The organism is Robertmurraya sp. GLU-23 (genome assembly GCF_052983275.1).
Window position 1 is genome coordinate 364,082 of the sequence record NZ_JBRKCV010000001.1, and the last position, 20,010, is coordinate 384,091.

The window sequence follows — 20,010 nt, forward strand, 5'->3', positions numbered from 1 at the left end:
AGTGAAGAAAGTGGGATTTACCTCCTTTTCTAAAAAATATAAAGAGCTAGTGGAAGCGTATTTAAATGAATCTGTTAGTAAATTAACTGCACCTTCACTAATTAAGGAAGCGATGCTCTATTCGTTAGAGGCAGGTGGCAAACGTATTCGTCCATTATTATTATTCGCCACCTTAGAAGCGTTTGGGAAGAAGGGAGAATTAGGTTTAGAAGCAGCTGCCGCAATAGAAATGATCCATACGTATTCTTTAATTCATGATGATCTTCCAAGCATGGATAACGATGACTTACGAAGAGGAAAGCCTACGAATCATAAGGTGTTTGGAGAAGCATATGCTATTCTTGCTGGTGACGCCCTTTTAACGTACAGCTTCCAAGTAATTTCGAGTGTATCTTCCCAGAATATTCCGGCTGAAGTGAAAATCCAACTTATTTCTGACTTAGCAAAAGCATCAGGTGCCGAAGGAATGGTAGGTGGACAAGTAGCCGATATGGATGGGGAAGGGAAAGACTTAAGTCTTGATGAACTTCAATACATTCACATCCATAAGACAGGGAAGTTACTGGCTTATAGTGTGGTTGCTGGAGCGATGATTGCCGGAGCAAATACTCAACAATTAGAAAAGTTTGCTACCTTTGCTCACCATTTAGGTTTAGCCTTTCAAATTAGGGATGATATTCTAGACCTTGAAGGTGATGAAGAAATCATTGGGAAGAAAGTGGGCAGTGACGAACAAAACAATAAGAGCACATATCCATCGTTGCTGACGATGGAGGGAGCAAGGCAATCACTAATAGAGCATATTACGCTCGCAAAGGATGCCCTAAATAGCATGGAACTGGAAACGGAGATTCTTAAAGAAATCACGGATTTAGTAGCTAATCGAAATCATTAAATGAGAGTATGAACGGAAAACATTTGGAAAAATGTCTGTAATACGTTACTCTTTGTGTATACAGCTAACAAAAGATTAGCAACAATTAAGAGATGAAAGTGAGTGGTCCTACTAGTGGATCTGTTATCAATTAAAGACCCTTCGTTCTTAAAAGGGCTTTCTCAACAACAACTACAAGAATTAAGTGAAGACATCAGACAATTTTTAATAGAAAAATTATCAGTTACAGGTGGTCATATTGGACCGAATTTAGGAGTGGTAGAGCTGACGATTGCTCTTCATACCTGCTTTTCAAGTCCAAAAGATAAAATTTTATGGGATGTTGGTCACCAATCATATGTCCATAAAATTTTAACCGGTAGAGCAAGTGAGTTTGACACATTAAGACAATATAAAGGCTTATGTGGATTTCCAAAAATGATTGAAAGTGAACATGATGTATGGGAAACAGGGCATAGTTCTACCTCTTTATCCGCTGCTATGGGTATGGCGATCGCAAGGGATTTAAAAAAGGAGAAATCTTTTGTTGTCCCTGTAATTGGTGATGGTGCGTTAACTGGTGGAATGGCACTAGAGGCATTAAATCACATAGGTCATGAAAAGAAGAATCTTATCGTTGTCTTAAATGACAATGAGATGAGCATTGCCCCTAATGTAGGAGCCCTTCACAGTATATTAGGCCGATTACGAACGGCTGGGAAATATCATTGGGCGAAAGATGAACTAGAGTATTTGCTAAAGAAAATTCCTGCTGTTGGAGGGAAATTAGCAACAACCGCTGAGCGGATAAAAGATAGCCTGAAGTATTTGTTGGTTTCAGGTATGTTTTTTGAAGAGATGGGCTTTACGTATTTAGGACCAGTAGATGGTCATAATTATGATGAACTATTTGAAAACTTAGCATACGCAAAAAAGACTGAAGGACCGGTTCTTTTACACGTGATCACTAAAAAAGGAAAGGGGTATCATCCTGCAGAAAGTGATGTAGTGGGTACTTGGCACGGAACGGGACCGTATAAAATTGAAACAGGAGCTTTTCCAAAACCGGCTGAAACTCCTCCGCCAGCATGGAGTAAACTGGTTAGTGAAACGGTTCGAAAACTGGCACGAGAAGATGAGAGAATCGTTGCAATCACCCCTGCGATGCCTGTTGGTTCCAAGCTTGAGGGATTTGCAAGTGAATTCCCTGATCGTATGTTTGATGTGGGAATTGCTGAACAGCATGCTGCAACCGTAGCTGCAGGACTCGCAACCCAAAAGATGAAGCCGTTTTTAGCGATTTATTCAACCTTCCTGCAACGGGCTTATGACCAAGTAGTTCATGATATTTGCCGTCAAAATTTAAATGTTTTTATTGGTATTGATCGTTCAGGACTTGTAGGTGCTGATGGAGAAACTCATCAAGGAGTATTTGATATTGCCTTTATGAGACATGTGCCAAACATGGTGCTGATGATGCCGAAAGATGAAAACGAAGGGCAACATATGGTTAATACAGCTTTAAAGTATGATGATGGACCGATTGCCATGAGATTCCCTCGAGGAAATGGAGTGGGAGTTCCATTGGATGAGAATCTTAAGACGATTCCAATTGGTACTTGGGAAGTGTTAAAAGAAGGTGAAGATGTGGCTATTTTAACTTTTGGGACAACGATTCCAATGGCGTTAGAGGCAGCAAATCATCTAGAACAACAGGGGATTCGTGTGAAGGTTGTCAATGCGCGATTTATTAAACCGTTAGACCATCAGATGCTCACAGAGCTGTTTGAACGGAAACAGCCTGTGTTAACAATTGAAGAAGCCGTTCTTCAAGGTGGATTTGGAAGTTCTGTTTTAGAGTTTGCATCTGAAAATCGTTATTTTGATGCAGTGGTTGATAGAATGGGAATTCCAGATCAGTTTATTGAGCATGGAAGTGTTGATGAGTTATTGAAAGAAATAGACTTGACTGTGGATTCAACGATTCGAAAGGTAATCGAACTTACAAAGATTAAAGGAAAAAAGGGTTCATTACTATGAAAAGTAAAAAAGAACGAATTGATGTCCTGCTAGTTGAACGCGGGTTAATAGAAACAAGAGAAAAAGCAAAACGAGCGGTTATGGCAGGGCTCGTATATAGCAATGAAAACCGATTGGATAAACCTGGTGAAAAAATAAGTAGCGATCTGCCACTAATGATTAAAGGAAATGTCATGCCTTATGTGAGTAGGGGTGGCTTAAAGTTAGAAAAAGCCTTGAAGGAATTTGATGTACATGTTGAAGGCAAGGTTTTGTTAGATATTGGTGCTTCCACCGGTGGATTTACAGACTGTGCCTTACAGAATGGGGCTAAACAATCTTATGCCTTAGATGTAGGATATAATCAGTTAGCATGGAAGTTGAGGCAAGATGATCGAGTTATCGTCATGGAACGGACAAACTTTCGTTATGTGACACCTGCTGATCTGACTGGAGAGATGCCGAATTTTGCTTCAATAGATGTTTCGTTTATATCATTAAAGCTTATTCTCCCTGTGTTAAAAACCCTCCTAGTCCAAAACAGCGATATTATCGCATTGGTCAAACCACAATTTGAGGCTGGTAGAGAAGAGGTAGGGAAAAAGGGAATCGTAAGGGATCCAAAGGTTCATGAAGCGGTCATAAATAAAATCATCAACCTTTCTTTATCTCTTGGTTATGATGTCAAAAATCTATCGTTCTCACCAATCACTGGTGGGGATGGCAATATTGAGTTTTTACTCCATTTAGGCTGGGAAGGTGAAAAGGAGGAAGGGAACAACCATCTTTCTAAGAAGCCAAGCCAAATTGTTTCAGAAGCTCATGAAGTATTAAAATCAAAGGGGAATGTAGAAGAATAAGCGTCATGCTTGTTCTTCTTTTTTTTGTAGGTATACTTTGACGGGATAAGCAAAAGGATGTATATTTATACATATATACTACAAAAGTTGAAAAAATATAACAAAATATTACAGAGTTTTTGAAAGCAATTAGGGGTGAGTACATGAATAAAGGCCAACGTCATATTAAAATTAGAGAAATCATTACTAGCAATGATATTGAGACACAAGATGAATTAGTTGATGAACTAAAGTTTGCTGGATTTAACGTAACACAAGCAACCATTTCGAGAGATATTAAAGAATTACACTTGGTAAAAGTTCCGCTTATGGATGGGAGATACAAATATAGTCTTCCTGCCGATCAACGTTTTAATCCTCTTCAAAAATTAAAGAGAAATTTAATGGATGCCTTCGTTCGAATTGATAGTGCAGGTCACTTACTTGTTATGAAAACATTACCAGGTAATGCCATGGCCATTGGTGCACTGATTGATAACTTAGATTGGGAAGAGATTTTAGGAACGATTTGTGGAGATGATACGATTCTCATTATTTGTAGAAAAGAAGAAGAAACGATTACGATTTCCAATCGATTCCTTGAAATGCTCTAAATAGAGGTGAAACCAGTTGTTAACCGAGTTGTCGATTAAAAATTTTGCAATAATTGAAAACCTAACTGTGTCATTTACAAAGGGTTTGACAGTTTTGACAGGTGAAACAGGAGCAGGTAAATCGATTATAATTGATGCTGTTCATCTTCTTGTCGGGGGAAGAGGTTCGTCAGAATTTGTTCGACATGGAGAAGAAAAAGCTGAAATTGAAGGGCTTTTCCAATTAGAGAGTTTGACGCATCCGAGCTACCAAAAAGCTGAAGAGTTTGGAATAGAGATTGAAGAGGGAATGCTTATTTTAAGAAGAGATATATCGCAATCGGGTAAAAGTGTTTGTCGTATAAACGGCAAACTGGTCACGATATCTACCTTACGTGAAATAGGGTCGACATTAATTGATATTCATGGACAACATGAGCATCAAGAATTAATGGAGGAAGCTAAGCATCAAAGGCTTTTAGACCAATTCGGGGCAAAAGTAATATCAAGGCAACTAGAAGAGTATTCGAAATTATATCGAAGCTATGAGCAGACCTCCAAAAGGTTAAAAAGTTTGAGTGAAAATGAACAGAAAATGGCTCATCGGCTGGATCTGATTCAATTTCAATTTGATGAAATTCAAAAAGCGCAGTTAGTGATTAATGAAGATGACCAATTACTTGAAGAAAAGAAACGATTGTCTAATTTTGAAAAGGTTTATGAGGGCCTTTCTAATAGCTACTCTGTGCTTCAAGGAGACCAAAGGGGATTGGATTGGATTGGCCTTTTGATGAGTCATTTAGAAGATGTTTCAAGTGTGGATCAACAATATCAAGGGTTAGCTGATACGGTTTCGACTAGTTACTACGCCTTAGAGGACGTCGCTAGAGAGCTAAGAAGTAAAATGGACAGTCTTGAGTTTAACCCAGAACGTTTGCACGATATTGAAAGCAGACTAAACGAAATAAATCAGTTAAAGAGAAAATATGGAAAAACGATTGAAGAGATCATAGAATACTCAGCTAAAATAGAAGAAGAGATAGAAACGCTACAAAATAAAGAGACGCATATCAATGCATTAAGCAAAGAACTTGCGGCGATAAAGAAAGATTTAGTGCTCGAAGCGAAAGAGTTGACCTCCACAAGGTTGCAGTTTGCAGAGAAACTAACAAAATCAATACACCGTGAATTAAAAGAACTATATATGGATAAAACAGTATTTGAAGTGCGTTTTCACTCGGATTATGATTTGTTCACACATACAGGATGTGATCACATCGAATTCTTTATCTCAACAAATCCAGGTGAACCATTAAAGCCTTTATCCAAGGTAGCATCTGGTGGAGAGTTATCGAGAATGATGTTAGCTTTAAAAAGCATCTTCTCTAAACATCAAGGTGTTACTTCTATTATTTTTGACGAAGTGGATACAGGAGTGTCAGGACGTGTAGCGCAAGCCATTGCAGAAAAGATTTATAAAGTAGCTGTTTCATCTCAGGTACTTTGTATTTCCCATTTGCCTCAAGTGGCAGCTATGGCTGATACCCATCTTTATATTTCAAAGATTACTCAAAAAGGAAGAACGAAAACTTCAGTCCAATCATTATCAGAGCCAGATAAGGTAAAAGAAATCGGTCGAATGATATCTGGAGTAGAAATTACCGATTTGACCCGTGAGCATGCGAAAGAATTACTCCATTTAGCAAAGGAAATGAAGGTAACTTGAAAAGCTATCCATAACGGGTAGCTTTTTTTATAACGGAAAAGGTTATAAATGCGACTCAAGCAGGCAAAATTAAAGATGTAGCCATAAAGAAGAAAAAAGTGTGTGTGGACTAGAAGCGAGGAGAGTGAAAGATGTTGAGGCATGAACTTCTTAGAAAAATAATTGGTGGAATTCTCCTTGTTTCATTAGTTGCCATAGGATTTTCAAAACCGTTTCAAGATTACCTTAGTATCCCCAAAAGCGTTACCCTGTTTGAAGGCGAAAACCTTATTTTACAAAAATCTACTCCTGTATCTGCTGCCGTCACAGCAAATTCAACTCTTTCTATTCAACAAGATGATCAAACCGTGTCATTACAAGCAAAGAAATATGGGAAAGATGAAATGCTGCTTGAACTAGCAGGTTTCCCCATTAAAAAGGTCGATGTAGACGTATTAAAGGATTTTAAAGTCATTCCAGGTGGACAGTCTATCGGTGTGAAACTTAATACGGTAGGAGTCCTTGTCGTTGGTCACCATCAAGTAAATACAGCAGAAGGTAAGAAATCTCCAGGTGAAATTGCAGGAATTAAAGTAGGCGACATTATTACAAAGATTAATGGTCAAAAAATCGAAAAGATGTCAGATGTAGCACCATTTGTTCAAACAGCAGGACAAAAGGGTGAACCATTAAATATTGAAGTAAGCAGAGAAGATGGCAAAATTGATACGAAGCTTTTGCCATTAAAGGAAACGGGAGAAGAGAATTTTAAACTCGGCTTATATATTCGTGACTCGGCGGCTGGTATTGGAACAATGACTTTTTATCATCCGGAATCGAAAAAGTATGGTGCCTTAGGACATGTTATTTCGGACATGGACACGAAAAAGCCTATCGTAGTTGAGGATGGTCAAATTGTTCGTTCAACAGTCACGTCTATTGAAAAAGGAAGCAATGGAGATCCAGGTGAAAAACTAGCCCGTTTCTCTTCTGATAAAGAAGTTATTGGTGACATTCAAAGAAATAGCCCTTTCGGAATTTTTGGTAAGCTTTCAAAAGAAATTAGCAATGGAATAATGGATAAAGCACTTCCAATAGCCCTCTCGCATCAGGTTAAAGAGGGTCCGGCTAAGATACTAACGGTTGTAGACAATGATCAAGTAAAATTATTTGATATCGAAATTGTAAGCACGATTCCACAAAAGTTTCCGGCTACAAAAGGAATGGTGATTAAGGTAACTGACCCAGAGTTACTTGAAAAAACAGGTGGGATTGTTCAAGGAATGAGTGGAAGTCCGATCATACAGGATGATAAGGTGGTTGGAGCCGTAACACATGTGTTCGTCAATGACCCTACATCAGGCTATGGCGTTCATATCGAATGGATGCTAAATGAAGCTGGTATTGATATTTACGAAAAACCAAGAGAAAAGGCGAGTTAAGGTGGAGGCTTTAGCCTCTCCCTTTTTTTAATCAAAATAAAGATTTTTCGACAAAAGTACAGAATAAGTCGAATACAGGCGAAAACCGAAGAAAAATAGAGATTTATACCATTTTTTTAGATTTTTTCAAAAAAGAAAAGGATTTACTGTTGCATTGTCGAATTGGTTAGGAGATTATATATATAGATAATTGTTCAGGTGAGAATACTTTCGAGGAGGAAACATGTAGTGAAAAAGATAAAAGTATGTGTAGTTGATGATAATAGAGAGCTAGTTGGCTTACTTAAGGACTATTTAGTGTCCCAAGAAGATATGGAAGTCGTTGGTTCAGCTCATAATGGTCAAGAATGTCTGGATTTATTAGAAAAAGTGTCTCCTGATGTTCTTGTTTTAGATATCATTATGCCACACCTAGACGGGCTAGCGGTTCTTGAAAAGTTGCGTGAAACTCGAAAGTCTCCGATGCCGAACGTTATTATGCTTACAGCATTCGGTCAAGAGGACGTTACTAAGAAAGCGGTAGAACTGGGAGCTTCTTACTTTATCTTAAAACCATTTGATTTAGAGAATTTAGGAAATCATATTCCTCAAGTGAGTGGAAAAACAAGCGCTGTCATGAGAACGACTTCACCGTTAACAACTAGTCCGATGTATCGTCAACAAATGGAATCAAAGCCGAAAAANTCGTCAAGTGAGTGGAAAAACAAGCGCTGTCATGAGAACGACTTCACCGTTAACAACTAGTCCGATGTATCGTCAACAAATGGAATCAAAGCCGAAAAATTTGGATGCAAGTATTACTAGCATCATCCATGAAATTGGTGTACCAGCTCATATTAAGGGGTATTTATATTTACGTGAAGCTATTTCTATGGTTTACAACGATATTGAACTACTTGGTTCAATTACGAAGGTGTTGTATCCTGATATTGCGAAGAAATATAATACTACGGCTAGCCGTGTTGAACGTGCCATTCGTCATGCGATTGAGGTAGCTTGGAGCCGAGGGAATATCGATAGCATTTCGAGTCTTTTCGGTTATACAGTGAGCATGTCAAAAGCAAAACCAACAAATTCAGAATTTATCGCAATGGTTGCTGATAAGCTGCGTTTAGAACATAAGGCTTCTTGAAAGAGTTAGAAGGAAAATAAAGCCATCATTCAGTATTAATTATTTATAAGGAAAATTAAAACCCAATGACACAAGTGTTCATTGGGTTTTGTGTGATTTATGGGATTGTTAATAATGATGGTGGTTATCCATATCTTCGTCTTGTTTACATACATGTTTCTGCATTTTAACCTGTTGATTTTGTAGTACCTTTAATGTCAATTCAACAACCATTTTTTCTTCAATTTTTGTGAAGGTTCCTTCTTCAAATGGTGCACAGATTTCTCCCTCTGGGCCAAAAACCGTTCCCATTTTTCTATTTAGGGCTTCATCCATTTCAATAAAATGACTTGCGATTAATTCGCAATAAGGCAGCTCGTTAAAAACCTCACCGCTAATTTGGTTGTATTCCGAGAGGTCAGCTGAAAGCAATTTTTCTTTGGAAGCATATCCATGAGGTAGTGGGGAAGACATAAAATACTCGAACTCAGTCGTTTTAGGACCAGCTTTAAAAGCAGGTTTGCTTAAAAAGTCTATTTGTGTGACTGCTTGAAATGGGACATCGACCGTTAAGGAGTGAATGCTTGAAGAGACAAAATCTTTCCCTCCTGCTTTAGGTGTTGCATATTGAATGTTTTTTCTAACAAATCCCTTTAAGAATAGCTTGTTTGTTGGTAGCAATAGCCGACATTGTACTAGCTTTAGGTTTTTTTTAATTTTTTTGATTTCTAATACCGGCTCAGGAAACTCAATAATAGAATCAAGGTCGATTTGTACAGTTGTTTCTCCTAATACAACAGGAACTTTCATAAAAGGATAAGAATTTACTACCTCTGGTGTTACAGGTGTGTTACTTACCTCTTGTTGAACAGATGATGATTTTACAACTTTCTTTTTTCCGTGAGAATCATGATGTTCAAAAAATGACATGTAAACTTTCCCCTTTCTGATGCTTGTTATACATGATTAGTGTATGATTCGCTTGTCCCGATGTATGGACGAATAGACAGGGGTTTTAGCCTGATTATGTTTCGTGCATCACACAGAAGGAACCATAACAACAGTTCCTTCTGGTTAGAGTTTTATTATTTGATTTTGCCATATTCTGAACTGTTTTTCACAATATAGATCCAAGAATAGAATGGAGTTAGTATCCTCTTCTTTTATATTTTTTGTTGTAATAATTTTGGTAGAGATGATTTCCAATATGGGAGCTTCATTTTGATAAATCGATTGCTCAAAGTGAGTCGAAGGTTCTGTTTGTTGGTCTTGGTTAATGAAATCATACTGTGTTTTTTCATTGCTCAAAGGAATCATTGGAGGGTACGTATATTCTAATTGACATGTTTTTTTCCACGGAATAAGAAGATTTTCCATGTGGATGTTAGAATTGTTTAGTTTGGTATAGGTAATTTCAGCATGAAGTTTACCAGAAATCCAAAGTCGATTGGCTACTAGGTTTATTTGATATTCAGGGTGAAGGGTAGTCCAGTTAATATCTAATATTTTGCTTGTCCTTTCGCTAATTTTAATGGTTTTATTAATCGTAAAGTCAAATTTAGAATGAACGATTTCAACTGGGGCTTTTATATAACGGGGGACGACTGAGTTAGAATTTGAAAGTTGCTCATAAGCGTGATGATTATTTTCATTCATAAAAATCCCTACTAACATTTAATATATTTACTTAAAAAATATGATATTGCTCTTATAGTTATCACTTGTTGGGACAAAGTTTTGTTTTTATATGAAGAAGATTGATCATATATATTCAAGTATCCATCTTTCATATATACTTAAAGTACTATTATGATTAGGGTGACGGCATTCATGGACCTAATAAACAATGAATATTTACGACTGGAAGTGGAGAACGCATCTGTCTTTATTACGGTTTTACAAAAAGGATTTTCACTAAATCGGTTGGATCAGCTTGTTCGAGAGCATCCGAGAATTACGATCACAAAATTTGTAGAGTTGAAAGCTAGTTTAGAACAGGCAATAAGCGAGAAGATGCATGTCGGTGAATGGAAGCCTCTTATTTCTATTTCTATTAGTGAAGATAAGATGATTGCAAAGATGCGGCTTCATGTAACAGAAGCGCAATTACACAGTGAGAGTGAGAAATTCACTGCTGACATAATGGAAGCACTAGGTGTTCATGGAATTAAAAATGGAATATTGGACACGGTAGTAAAGCAACCGCTTGCCAATAAGGAATTTATCGTAGCAAAAGGTGAGCCTGCCCTTACAGGAGCAGATGCAGTTGTGCGGTACTTTCAATTATCTGACCGAAAACCGACGATTCGCGAAGACGGAAAAGCAGATTACTTTGATTTGCATTTTATCGATGAAGTGAAAGCTGGGGAATGGCTTGGTGAAAAGACTCCATGTACAGAAGGTGTTCCTGGAAAAAATGTACTGGGAGAGGTATTGCTACCGAAAAGAGGGAAGGACAAACCCTTGTTTTATGACCATAAGACAGTTGAAAAAATAGAAAAGGACGACGTAACCACTTTAAAAGCGCTTGTAGATGGAGTTGTCCAATACAAAGATGGGAAAATTTCTGTTGGGAATCATCTCATCATTAATGGAGATGTTGGAACGGGTACTGGGAACATACAATTTGATGGAAGTGTAACAATTAACGGGATGGTTTCAGCAGGATTTAGTATCAAGGCTACTCAGGATATTTCAATCCTAGGGGAGCTTGGCATAAGTGGGGTCAAAGAAGTGATATCCGAAAGCGGTGACATTTTTATTAAAGGTGGAGTATTCGGGAATAACATAACCATTATTAAAGCAGCAAAAAATATATTCTTAAAACATGCTAATGAATGTACGCTAGAAGCGGGTGAGGATATTCATATTGGGTATTATGCGTTAGGTGCAAAGATAAAGGGAAGAAATATTATTGCTAACGAACAAAAGGGTAAAATTATCGGAGGGACTATTGAGGCGAAGGGTAAGGTGAGTGCTGCTGTATTTGGTAATAGGCTAGAAAGGAAGACGTTTATTCAAGTGGAAGGATTTAATCGTTTCGAATTAGAACATGAGCTTTCTGAGTTGTTGTTGAGGTATAAAGAAAAGGTGTTCTATGTGGAGGGGCTTAAAAAGCAACTCGAATCATTTGAAGACTTACAATCGCATCTGAATGAAACACAATTCAAGCAATTTCAACGGTTAAAGACCATATATGAGGACGAAATGATGGAAGTGTCCTTTTTAGAGGCAAGAAGAAAAAACGTCATGAAGCTTCTTGAGACAAAGGGAGAAGGTCAAGTAAGTATACAAGTTGCAGCGTATCCAGAAACGACACTACAAATCAAAAACCAGAAAAAACATGTTCGTACTTTAATAAAAGGTACGATTTACAGCGATAGAAATACACTTTACTCTGAATAATGGAGGTGCGAGCATTATGACTGAAGTAATTGCACATCGCGGCTATTCAGCTAAGTTTCCTGAGAACACGATGATAGCATTTCAGGAAGCGGAATATGCAAATGCAGATGGAGTAGAGCTAGATGTCCAGCTTTCAAAGGATGGTGAAGTAGTAGTCATTCATGATGAAAAGCTGAATCGCACGACAAATGGAAAAGGATATGTGAAGGACTATACACTTCAAGAATTAAAAAAATTGAATGCAGCAGTATTGTTTCCTGATTTAAAAGAAAAACAACAATCAATTCCTACATTAGAAGAAGTATTCGCCTGGCTACAGACTAATACATTAACCTGCAATGTTGAATTGAAAAATGGTGTGTTTCGTTACGAAGGTATGGAGGAAAAAGTCATACAGTTAATTCGTCAATATGAACTCTCAGACCGAATCGTAATTTCTTCATTTAACCATTACAGTATTGTTCATTGCTATAGACTTGCTCCAGAAATCGAGATTGCCCCTTTGTTATCAGAAGGTCTATATATGCCATGGGTATATGCAGCTTCTATTCAAGCGAAAGGGTTTCATCCCCATTATTTAGCGGTACCCAATGAGGTGATTGGTCCTTCCTTAGAGTCGGGAATTGCTGTGAGGCCGTATACAGTCAATAAAGAAGCTGAGATGGAGAGATTGTTTCAAATCAACTGTACAGCGTTTATAACAGATGATCCAACCATTGCGGTTAAACTTCGGGATAAATATAAAAAAGACAAAGCGTAATCATATTTTTACGCTTTGTCTTTTTTTTGTGTCTGAAATCGAGCTTGTACTTTATTTTTTTTGCGATCTCTGTGAAAGATAAAACCTGCCACGAAAGATAAACCTGCCACAAACAGAAATAGACCCATCAGAAATTGAAGCCAAAGATATGGAAAGGGTGAAAGAAGTATCCCGAACAGCATATCCCGCATTAGTTTAATACCGTATGCGGCTAAAAAGCCAGGTATTAATAAGATAAGTAACGCAAATATTCTAATCATAGGCAATCCCTTCAAAACGAAAGTGTGGTCTCCTTTGCCATCATAAATTATTCTCCCGATTTGTCAAGATGGAATATTCACATTAAAATAGAGATATGCAATATTCTTCATTATTCATATAGAGTAGGTGATTTTTTGCAGACAGTTATGATTGTAGGGGCCGGTAAAGGTGGAACTTCTATATTAAAAATATTAAAAGAAACAGCTATGCTTGATGTTAAAGTAGTGATTGATCGTGATCTAGAGGCGGAAGGGATAAAACACGCCAAAACGGAAGGAATCATTACAGATATTGATTGGCGTAAATATATAGAAACAGTTGATATTATTATTGAGGTAACTGGTGATGAAAATGTTTTTCGTGAATTAAGAGATGCTCGCTCTAAGAATACAGTTCTTATTCCTGGGAGTGTAGCCTTCCTTGTTACCATGTTAATTGAAGAAAAAGAAAAGTTGCTTGATAAAGTGCAAAATGATGCTTATAAGCATGACTTGATTTTTAATTCGACTGACGATGGGATGATTGTAGTAAATAAAGACGGAGTAGTTACCCTTTTTAATAGCAGTGCGGAGAGAATGACAGGAATTAGCCAGAAAGAGGCGATTGGAAAACCAATCCTCGAAGTTATTCCTTCAAGCCAGTTGCCACGTATTTTAATAACCAGGAAAATTGAAGCGAATCATGAATTGGTATTAACGAATGGCATGCATGTGATAACCACCCGAATCCCGATGATTGATGAAAATAATCAATTGATTGGGGCGTTTTCTGTCTTTAAAGATAAAACAGAGCTAATGGACTTGGCCTTGGAAATAACGAATTTAAACGAGATAAAGACCATGCTTCAAGCGATTATTCAGTCTAGTGACGAAGCGATTTCTGTTGTAGACGAAAACGGAAATGGGATTATGATTAACCCTGCTTATACTAGGCTTACGGGATTGACGGAGGAACAAGTCATCGGGCAACCGGCTAATGCAGATATTTCAGAAGGCGAAAGTATGCATATGAAAGTACTCCAAACGAGAAGGCCAGTAAGAGGAGTAACGATGAGAGTTGGACCAAATAAGAAAGATGTTATTGTTAATGTCGCTCCTATAATTGTTGATGGGAAATTAAAAGGTAGCGTCGGTGTCATTCATGATATGTCTGAAATTCAAAGTTTAAATAAAGAGCTGAGTAGAGCAAGGCAAATCATTCGTACTCTTGAAGCAAAATACTCGTTTGATGATATTATTGGACGTTCGGAGGAAATTCAGCTTTCGATTGAACAAGCAAGACTTGGTGCGAAAACTCCAGCAACGGTATTGCTTCGTGGTGAATCAGGAACGGGAAAAGAACTTTTTGCGCACGCGATCCATAATGGTAGTGATCGGAAATATAACAAGTTCATCCGTGTTAACTGCGCGGCATTATCAGAAAGTCTCCTCGAGAGTGAACTGTTTGGCTATGAGGAAGGAGCGTTCTCGGGTGCGAAACGTGGGGGGAAAAGAGGGTTCTTTGAAGAAGCGAATAATGGGAGTATTTTTCTAGATGAGATTGGTGAGTTGACGGCCAATACACAAGCGAAGCTGTTAAGAGTGCTACAGGAAAATGAAATTACTAGAGTAGGTGGGACCAAATCGATTCCGATTAATGTTCGAGTGATCGCTGCCACGAACGTAAATATTGAGAAGGGCATTGCAAACGGTACTTTTCGGGAAGACTTATATTATCGTCTCAATCGAATGCCTATTCATATTCCTGCTTTGAGATTCAGAAAAGAGGATATTCCGTTACTATGCGAAAGGCTCATCCAAAAAATAAATCAAGATTATGGACGAAATGTGGAGGGAATCACACCGCTCGCAATGAAGCAACTTATGCGTTACGATTGGCCAGGCAATGTTCGGGAATTAGAAAACATTCTAGGACGGGCAATCATTTTTATGACCAATCATGAAACGGAAATTGATATTTTGCATGTTCCTGTTTTAATTAAGGAGCAAGATCAGTTGCCAAAGGTGACAGCTGAGGATGACAAAAAGGAGTCACTGGCAGAACTCGTCGAAGAGTTTGAAGCGAAAATAATCGCTCAAACCTTAGCGGAACTAAAAGGAAATAAAACAGCAACTGCAAAAAAATTGGGATTATCCGTACGAAATTTATATTATAAGCTTGATAAATACAATCTTGCCAGAAGTGGCATGCAATAAATTTCATGGAGTGAAATAATTTGCAGGTTAATCCATGCATAATAAAACGTTTTCATATTTTATTTTTTGGCATGCTTCTTGCATAATGTTATACAGGAGTATCGTAAGCTTGGGTAAAAAGGGGTTGAACTTACATGACATTGGATTTGCTAATAGAAAGAGCAACCCAATATGAAGAGAAGACCGTAGCAGTAGCGGCGGCAGACGATGTAGAGGTTATTGAAGCAGTTATAGAAGCTTTAAGGCTCAGGATAGCTAATTTCTTTCTATATGGAGATAAAGAGCAAATTTTGTCTATACTGAGGGAAAAAGCCCCAGAACTAGTAAGAAGTGAAAAAATAAAGATTTTTCATACCAACTCAAGTGCTTCTGCTGCTGAACATGCAGTTAAAGCAATTAAATTAAATGAAGCAAATGTACTTATGAAGGGAAATGTTCCTACAGCTACTCTCTTAAAGGCAGTACTTAATAAAGACTTCGGTTTACGAACAGGGAATGTGCTATCGCATATCTCCGTTTTTGAAGTTGCTGGTTATGATCGTTTTACAATTGTTACCGATGCAGCTATGAACATAAATCCTGATTTAGATACAAAAATTCAAATTATTAATAATTCGGTAAAACTTGCGAAATCAATCGGAATTGAAACTCCACGTGTTGCTGTCATTGCAGCAGTAGAAGTCGTAAATCCATCAATGTCAGCAACAATGGATGCAGCGATCTTAACTCAAATGAATCGAAGAAACCAAATAAAGGATTGCATCATAGACGGACCATTGGGTCTTGATAATGCCATTTCTCTCGAAGCTGCTAAGCAGAAAAAGATTAACAGTGAGGTGGCAGGACGAGCTGATATTTTATTAGTGCCAACTATTGAAGTAGGAAATACACTATATAAATCACTCGTATATTTTGCTGGTGCTAGGGTTGGAGCGATTATCGCCGGAGCAAAAGTACCCATTGTTTTAACATCTAGAGCAGATTCAGCGGAAAGTAAAGTGTATTCACTTGCTCTGGCAATTTGTTCTGTTTGTAAATAAAGAAAACACTGTTGGTTGAGGAGGAAGAAGTTAATGGAAATTTTTAAGTATATGGAAACTTATGATTACGAGCAATTGGTGTTTTGCCAAGATAAACAATCGGGATTAAAGGCGATTATCGCTATACATGATACAACATTAGGTCCGGCCTTAGGTGGAACGCGGATGTGGACATACGAGTCAGAAGAAGCTGCGATTGAAGATGCCTTGCGTCTAGCAAAGGGAATGACTTACAAAAATGCAGCTGCAGGATTAAATCTTGGCGGTGGAAAAACCGTTATTATAGGTGATCCGCGTAAAGATAAAAATGAAGAAATGTTTCGAGCGTTTGGCCGTTATATTCAAGGATTAAATGGACGCTACATTACAGCGGAAGATGTAGGAACAACGGTAGCAGATATGGATTTAATTCATGAAGAAACGGATTACGTAACGGGTATCTCACCGGCATTTGGTTCATCTGGGAATCCGTCACCTGTTACTGCATATGGTGTTTATCGTGGGATGAAAGCTGCTGCAAAGGAAGCGTTCGGAGCCGATTCCCTTGAAGGAAAAGTTGTTGCCGTACAAGGGGTAGGAAATGTAGCATATAACTTGTGCCGTCATCTTCATGAAGAAGGCGCACAATTAATTGTTACGGATATAAATAAAGAAGCTGTACAAAGAGCTGTTGAAGATTTTGGAGCCAAAGCGGTAGAGCCAAATGAAATTTATAGTGTTGAATGTGATATTTATGCACCATGTGCTCTTGGGGCAGTCGTTAATGATCATACGATTCCCCAGATTAAAGCTAAAGTTATTGCAGGTGCGGCAAACAACCAGTTACGTGACCCACGTCATGGTGATATCATTCATGAAATGGGTATTGTTTATGCACCTGATTACGTAATTAATGCAGGCGGAGTAATTAACGTAGCAGATGAGTTATACGGTTATAATCATGAGAGAGCAATGAAAAAAGTCGAGACGATCTACTCTAATATTGAGAAGGTAATTGAAATTGCAAAACGTGATAGAATTCCGACATATAAAGCAGCTGATCGAATGGCAGAAGAGAGAATCGAAAGAATGCGTAATTCTAGAAGTCAATTCTTACAAAACGGACATCATATTTTAAGTCGACGTTAATGCACGGACAAGGTAAGGCTGAGAATTCAGCCTCTTGTCTTTTACATAGTAGTATAAAGCTTGGATACAATGGAGGTTTACACGTTGCATGAATTAATGAATCGAATTCTTGTAATCAACCCGGGTTCTACATCGACGAAAATCGGAGTATTCGATAATGATATTTCAATTTTTGAAAAGACCATACGACACGAATCAGACCAGATCAATTCGTTTGACAATATTATTGATCAATATGAATTCAGAAAACAGACGATACTTGAGACGCTTGATATTGAAGGAATTAACATATCAAAGCTGAGTGCTGTTTGTGGACGTGGTGGCTTACTTCGCCCCATTGAAGGTGGGACGTATGAAGTGAACGATATGATGCTTTTAGACTTAAGGACTGGATATTCAGGACAACACGCATCAAATCTGGGAGGAATCATTGCCTTTGAAATTGCATCGGGTTTAAATATCCCAGCTTTTATTGTCGATCCAGTTGTTGTAGATGAACTTGATCCTATCGCACGTATTTCTGGTTTTCCATTAATTGAACGGAAAAGTATTTTCCATGCACTTAATCAAAAAGCGGTTGCTAGGAGGGTGTCGAAGTCCCTCGGGAAAAGGTATGAGGACCTGAACCTAATTGTGACTCATATGGGTGGAGGGATCACTGTAGGGGTCCATAAAAACGGTAGAGTGATTGAGGTGAATAATGGATTGCATGGTGATGGACCATTTAGTCCGGAGCGTGCGGGGACAGTACCAGCTGGTGATTTAATTTCCTTATGTTATTCAGGAGATTTTTATAGAGAGGAAGTTATGAAGAAACTAGTCGGTCAAGGTGGACTTGTTGGGTATCTTGGTACGAATGATGCGCTAAAAGTAGAAGAGATGATCCGTAAGGGAGATAAGCAGGCTAAGCTTATATACTCAGCGATGGCATACCAGGTTGCGAAAGAGATTGGTGCAGCGAGTAGTGTATTAGCAGGAAAAGTAGATGCGATTATTCTTACGGGTGGATTGGCGTACGGGAAAGGATTTGTTAAAGAAATCAGTGATCGTGTCAATTGGATAGCGGACGTCATGATTGAACCTGGTGAAAATGAGTTACAGGCTCTTGCGGAAGGTGCGTTAAGAGTGTTAAAAGGAGAAGAAGAGGCGAAACAATATCCAAATGGAATAAAAGATACCGTTCATAGCAAGTAACGAGGAGGGTTTGGTTTGGCAGAAGAATATGATTTAGTCATTTTAGGTGGAGGTACTGGTGGATATGTGGCAGCAATACGTGCGTCACAGCTTGGATTAAAAACGGCCATCGTGGAGAAGACAAAGTTAGGTGGAACTTGTTTACATAAAGGGTGTATTCCTAGTAAAGCATTACTTCGAAGTGCAGAGGTATATCGTACGACCAAGAAAGCGCAAGATTTTGGTGTAATTGCCTCAAACATTTCATTAGATTTCAGTAAGGTTCAAGATAGAAAGAATAAAATAGTTGAGGGGCTCTATAAAGGCGTTCAGCACCTTATGAAACAAGGGAAAATTAGCATATATGAAGGAACGGGCAGGATCCTAGGACCCTCTATCTTTTCACCAATGCCGGGTACCATTTCGGTAGAGATGAATAGCGGAGAAGACAATATGATGCTATTACCGAAAAATGTCATTGTCGCAACTGGTTCGCGTCCTCGTACATTAGAAGGTCTTGAAATCGATGGTTCTCAGGTACTTACCTCTGATGAAGCATTGCAACTTGCTTCTGTACCTAAGTCAATCATTATTGTTGGCGGCGGTGTGATTGGAATTGAGTGGGCATCGATGCTTTCAGATTTTGGAACAGATGTAACCGTAATAGAGTATAGTGACCGCATTATTCCAACAGAAGATCGCGAAATTTCAAAGGAAATGCAGCGCTTAATGAAGAAAAAAGGAATTAAATTGGTTACCAGTGCTAAAGTTTTACCAGAAACTATAAAAAAGGAAAACGATGTAGTTATTTCAGCTGATGTAAAAGGAACGATTAAGGAATTTTCAGCCGAGAAGATATTAGTTTCTGTAGGTCGTCAGGCAAATGTGGAAGGAATTGGACTTGAAAACACAGATATTGAGATAGAAAAAGGAGTTATTAAAACAAACTCTTTCTATCAAACAAAGGAATCCCATATTTATGCAATTGGTGATGTCATTGGTGGACTTCAGTTGGCTCATGTAGCTTCACATGAAGGAATTGTTGCGGTTGAGCATATTGTCCGTGAGAACCCTTCACCAATTGATTATAGTCTTATTTCCAAATGTATATACTCTAATCCTGAGGTAGCTAGTGTAGGATACACAGAGGAAGAAGCGACGGAAAGAGGATTCGAAGTAAAAGTAGGGAAATTCTCATTCCGAGCGATTGGTAAAGCACTTGTGTATGGTGAATCTGATGGATTTGTAAAAATCATTGCTGATAAGAAAACGGATGATATTTTAGGTGTCCATATGATCGGCCCGCACGTAACAGATATGATTTCAGAGGCAGGGTTGGCTAGAGTGTTGGATGCCACTCCGTGGGAAATTGCTCAAACGATCCACCCTCACCCGTCGTTATCTGAAGCAATTGGAGAAGCAGCCCTTGCTGTAGATGGGAAAGCTTTACACGGGTGAGTGTATA

Annotated in this window: 16 protein-coding genes and 1 pseudogene; 14 read left to right on the forward strand and 3 right to left on the reverse strand. The window is 38.3% G+C overall.

Features of this window, described 5'->3' with window-relative positions; all coding sequences use genetic code 11:
* Position 1 precedes the first annotated feature (1 nt).
* The 7 genes and pseudogenes from ACVBAX_RS01860 (at position 2) to spo0A (ending at position 8,604) form a co-directional block, all read left to right on the forward strand.
* Positions 2 to 895, forward strand: a complete 894-nt coding sequence (locus ACVBAX_RS01860; protein WP_447115659.1) for a polyprenyl synthetase family protein — start codon at positions 2 to 4, stop codon at positions 893 to 895.
* A gap of 114 nt (positions 896 to 1,009) precedes the next feature.
* On the forward strand, positions 1,010 to 2,914 hold the full coding sequence (gene dxs, locus ACVBAX_RS01865) for a 1-deoxy-D-xylulose-5-phosphate synthase (RefSeq protein WP_447116019.1): 1,905 nt from the start codon (positions 1,010 to 1,012) through the stop codon (positions 2,912 to 2,914).
* A complete protein-coding gene (locus ACVBAX_RS01870) occupies positions 2,911 to 3,753 on the forward strand; it encodes a TlyA family RNA methyltransferase (protein WP_447115660.1) in 843 nt (280 codons plus the stop codon). The genes dxs and ACVBAX_RS01870 overlap by 4 nt, the downstream gene beginning before the upstream one ends.
* A 143-nt stretch (positions 3,754 to 3,896) precedes the next feature.
* Complete coding sequence (ahrC, locus tag ACVBAX_RS01875) at positions 3,897 to 4,346, forward strand: transcriptional regulator AhrC/ArgR (protein WP_119709076.1); 450 nt, start codon at positions 3,897 to 3,899, stop codon at positions 4,344 to 4,346.
* Positions 4,347 to 4,362: 16 nt separating this feature from the next.
* A complete protein-coding gene (gene recN, locus ACVBAX_RS01880) occupies positions 4,363 to 6,051 on the forward strand; it encodes a DNA repair protein RecN (RefSeq protein WP_447115661.1) in 1,689 nt (562 codons plus the stop codon).
* Between the two features lie 131 nt (positions 6,052 to 6,182).
* The gene (spoIVB, locus tag ACVBAX_RS01885) at positions 6,183 to 7,472 is read left to right on the forward strand and encodes a SpoIVB peptidase (protein WP_447115662.1); all 1,290 of its coding nucleotides are present in this window, start codon (positions 6,183 to 6,185) and stop codon (positions 7,470 to 7,472) included.
* A gap of 228 nt (positions 7,473 to 7,700) precedes the next feature.
* A pseudogene (gene spo0A / locus ACVBAX_RS01890) lies at positions 7,701 to 8,604 on the forward strand (sporulation transcription factor Spo0A).
* Positions 8,605 to 8,712: 108 nt separating this feature from the next.
* Here spo0A and ACVBAX_RS01895 read toward each other — a convergent pair.
* Both ACVBAX_RS01895 and ACVBAX_RS01900 read right to left on the reverse strand, forming a co-directional pair.
* Positions 8,713 to 9,513, reverse strand: coding sequence for a CsxC family protein (locus ACVBAX_RS01895; protein WP_447115663.1), 801 nt, complete (start codon positions 9,511 to 9,513; stop codon positions 8,713 to 8,715).
* A gap of 144 nt (positions 9,514 to 9,657) precedes the next feature.
* Entirely contained in the window at positions 9,658 to 10,239 is a 582-nt protein-coding gene (locus tag ACVBAX_RS01900; RefSeq protein ID WP_447115664.1) for a hypothetical protein, read from the reverse strand.
* 174 nt (positions 10,240 to 10,413) lie between these two features.
* On the opposite strand from ACVBAX_RS01900, the gene ACVBAX_RS01905 reads away from it, so the two are divergent.
* Complete coding sequence (locus ACVBAX_RS01905) at positions 10,414 to 11,988, forward strand: DUF342 domain-containing protein (RefSeq protein WP_447115665.1); 1,575 nt, start codon at positions 10,414 to 10,416, stop codon at positions 11,986 to 11,988.
* A 16-nt stretch (positions 11,989 to 12,004) separates the two neighbouring features.
* A complete protein-coding gene (locus tag ACVBAX_RS01910) occupies positions 12,005 to 12,748 on the forward strand; it encodes a glycerophosphodiester phosphodiesterase (RefSeq protein WP_447115666.1) in 744 nt (247 codons plus the stop codon).
* A gap of 8 nt (positions 12,749 to 12,756) precedes the next feature.
* On the opposite strand, the gene ACVBAX_RS01915 is transcribed toward ACVBAX_RS01910, so the two are convergent.
* Entirely contained in the window at positions 12,757 to 13,008 is a 252-nt protein-coding gene (locus tag ACVBAX_RS01915) for a DUF2627 domain-containing protein (RefSeq protein WP_447115667.1), read from the reverse strand.
* Positions 13,009 to 13,143: 135 nt separating this feature from the next.
* On the opposite strand from ACVBAX_RS01915, the gene ACVBAX_RS01920 reads away from it, so the two are divergent.
* The 5 genes from ACVBAX_RS01920 (at position 13,144) to lpdA (ending at position 20,003) form a co-directional block, all read left to right on the forward strand.
* On the forward strand, positions 13,144 to 15,204 hold the full coding sequence (locus ACVBAX_RS01920) for a sigma 54-interacting transcriptional regulator (RefSeq protein WP_447115668.1): 2,061 nt from the start codon (positions 13,144 to 13,146) through the stop codon (positions 15,202 to 15,204).
* 134 nt (positions 15,205 to 15,338) lie between these two features.
* The gene (yqiS, locus tag ACVBAX_RS01925) at positions 15,339 to 16,244 is read left to right on the forward strand and encodes a phosphate butyryltransferase (protein WP_447115669.1); all 906 of its coding nucleotides are present in this window, start codon (positions 15,339 to 15,341) and stop codon (positions 16,242 to 16,244) included.
* 33 nt (positions 16,245 to 16,277) lie between these two features.
* Positions 16,278 to 17,372: a branched-chain amino acid dehydrogenase gene (gene bcd / locus ACVBAX_RS01930; RefSeq protein WP_447115670.1), complete on the forward strand. Its 1,095-nt coding sequence runs from the start codon at positions 16,278 to 16,280 to the stop codon at positions 17,370 to 17,372.
* 69 nt (positions 17,373 to 17,441) lie between these two features.
* On the forward strand, positions 17,442 to 18,566 hold the full coding sequence (gene buk, locus ACVBAX_RS01935) for a butyrate kinase (protein ID WP_447116020.1): 1,125 nt from the start codon (positions 17,442 to 17,444) through the stop codon (positions 18,564 to 18,566).
* Between the two features lie 15 nt (positions 18,567 to 18,581).
* A complete protein-coding gene (gene lpdA / locus ACVBAX_RS01940; protein WP_447115671.1) occupies positions 18,582 to 20,003 on the forward strand; it encodes a dihydrolipoyl dehydrogenase in 1,422 nt (473 codons plus the stop codon).
* Positions 20,004 to 20,010 lie beyond the last annotated feature (7 nt).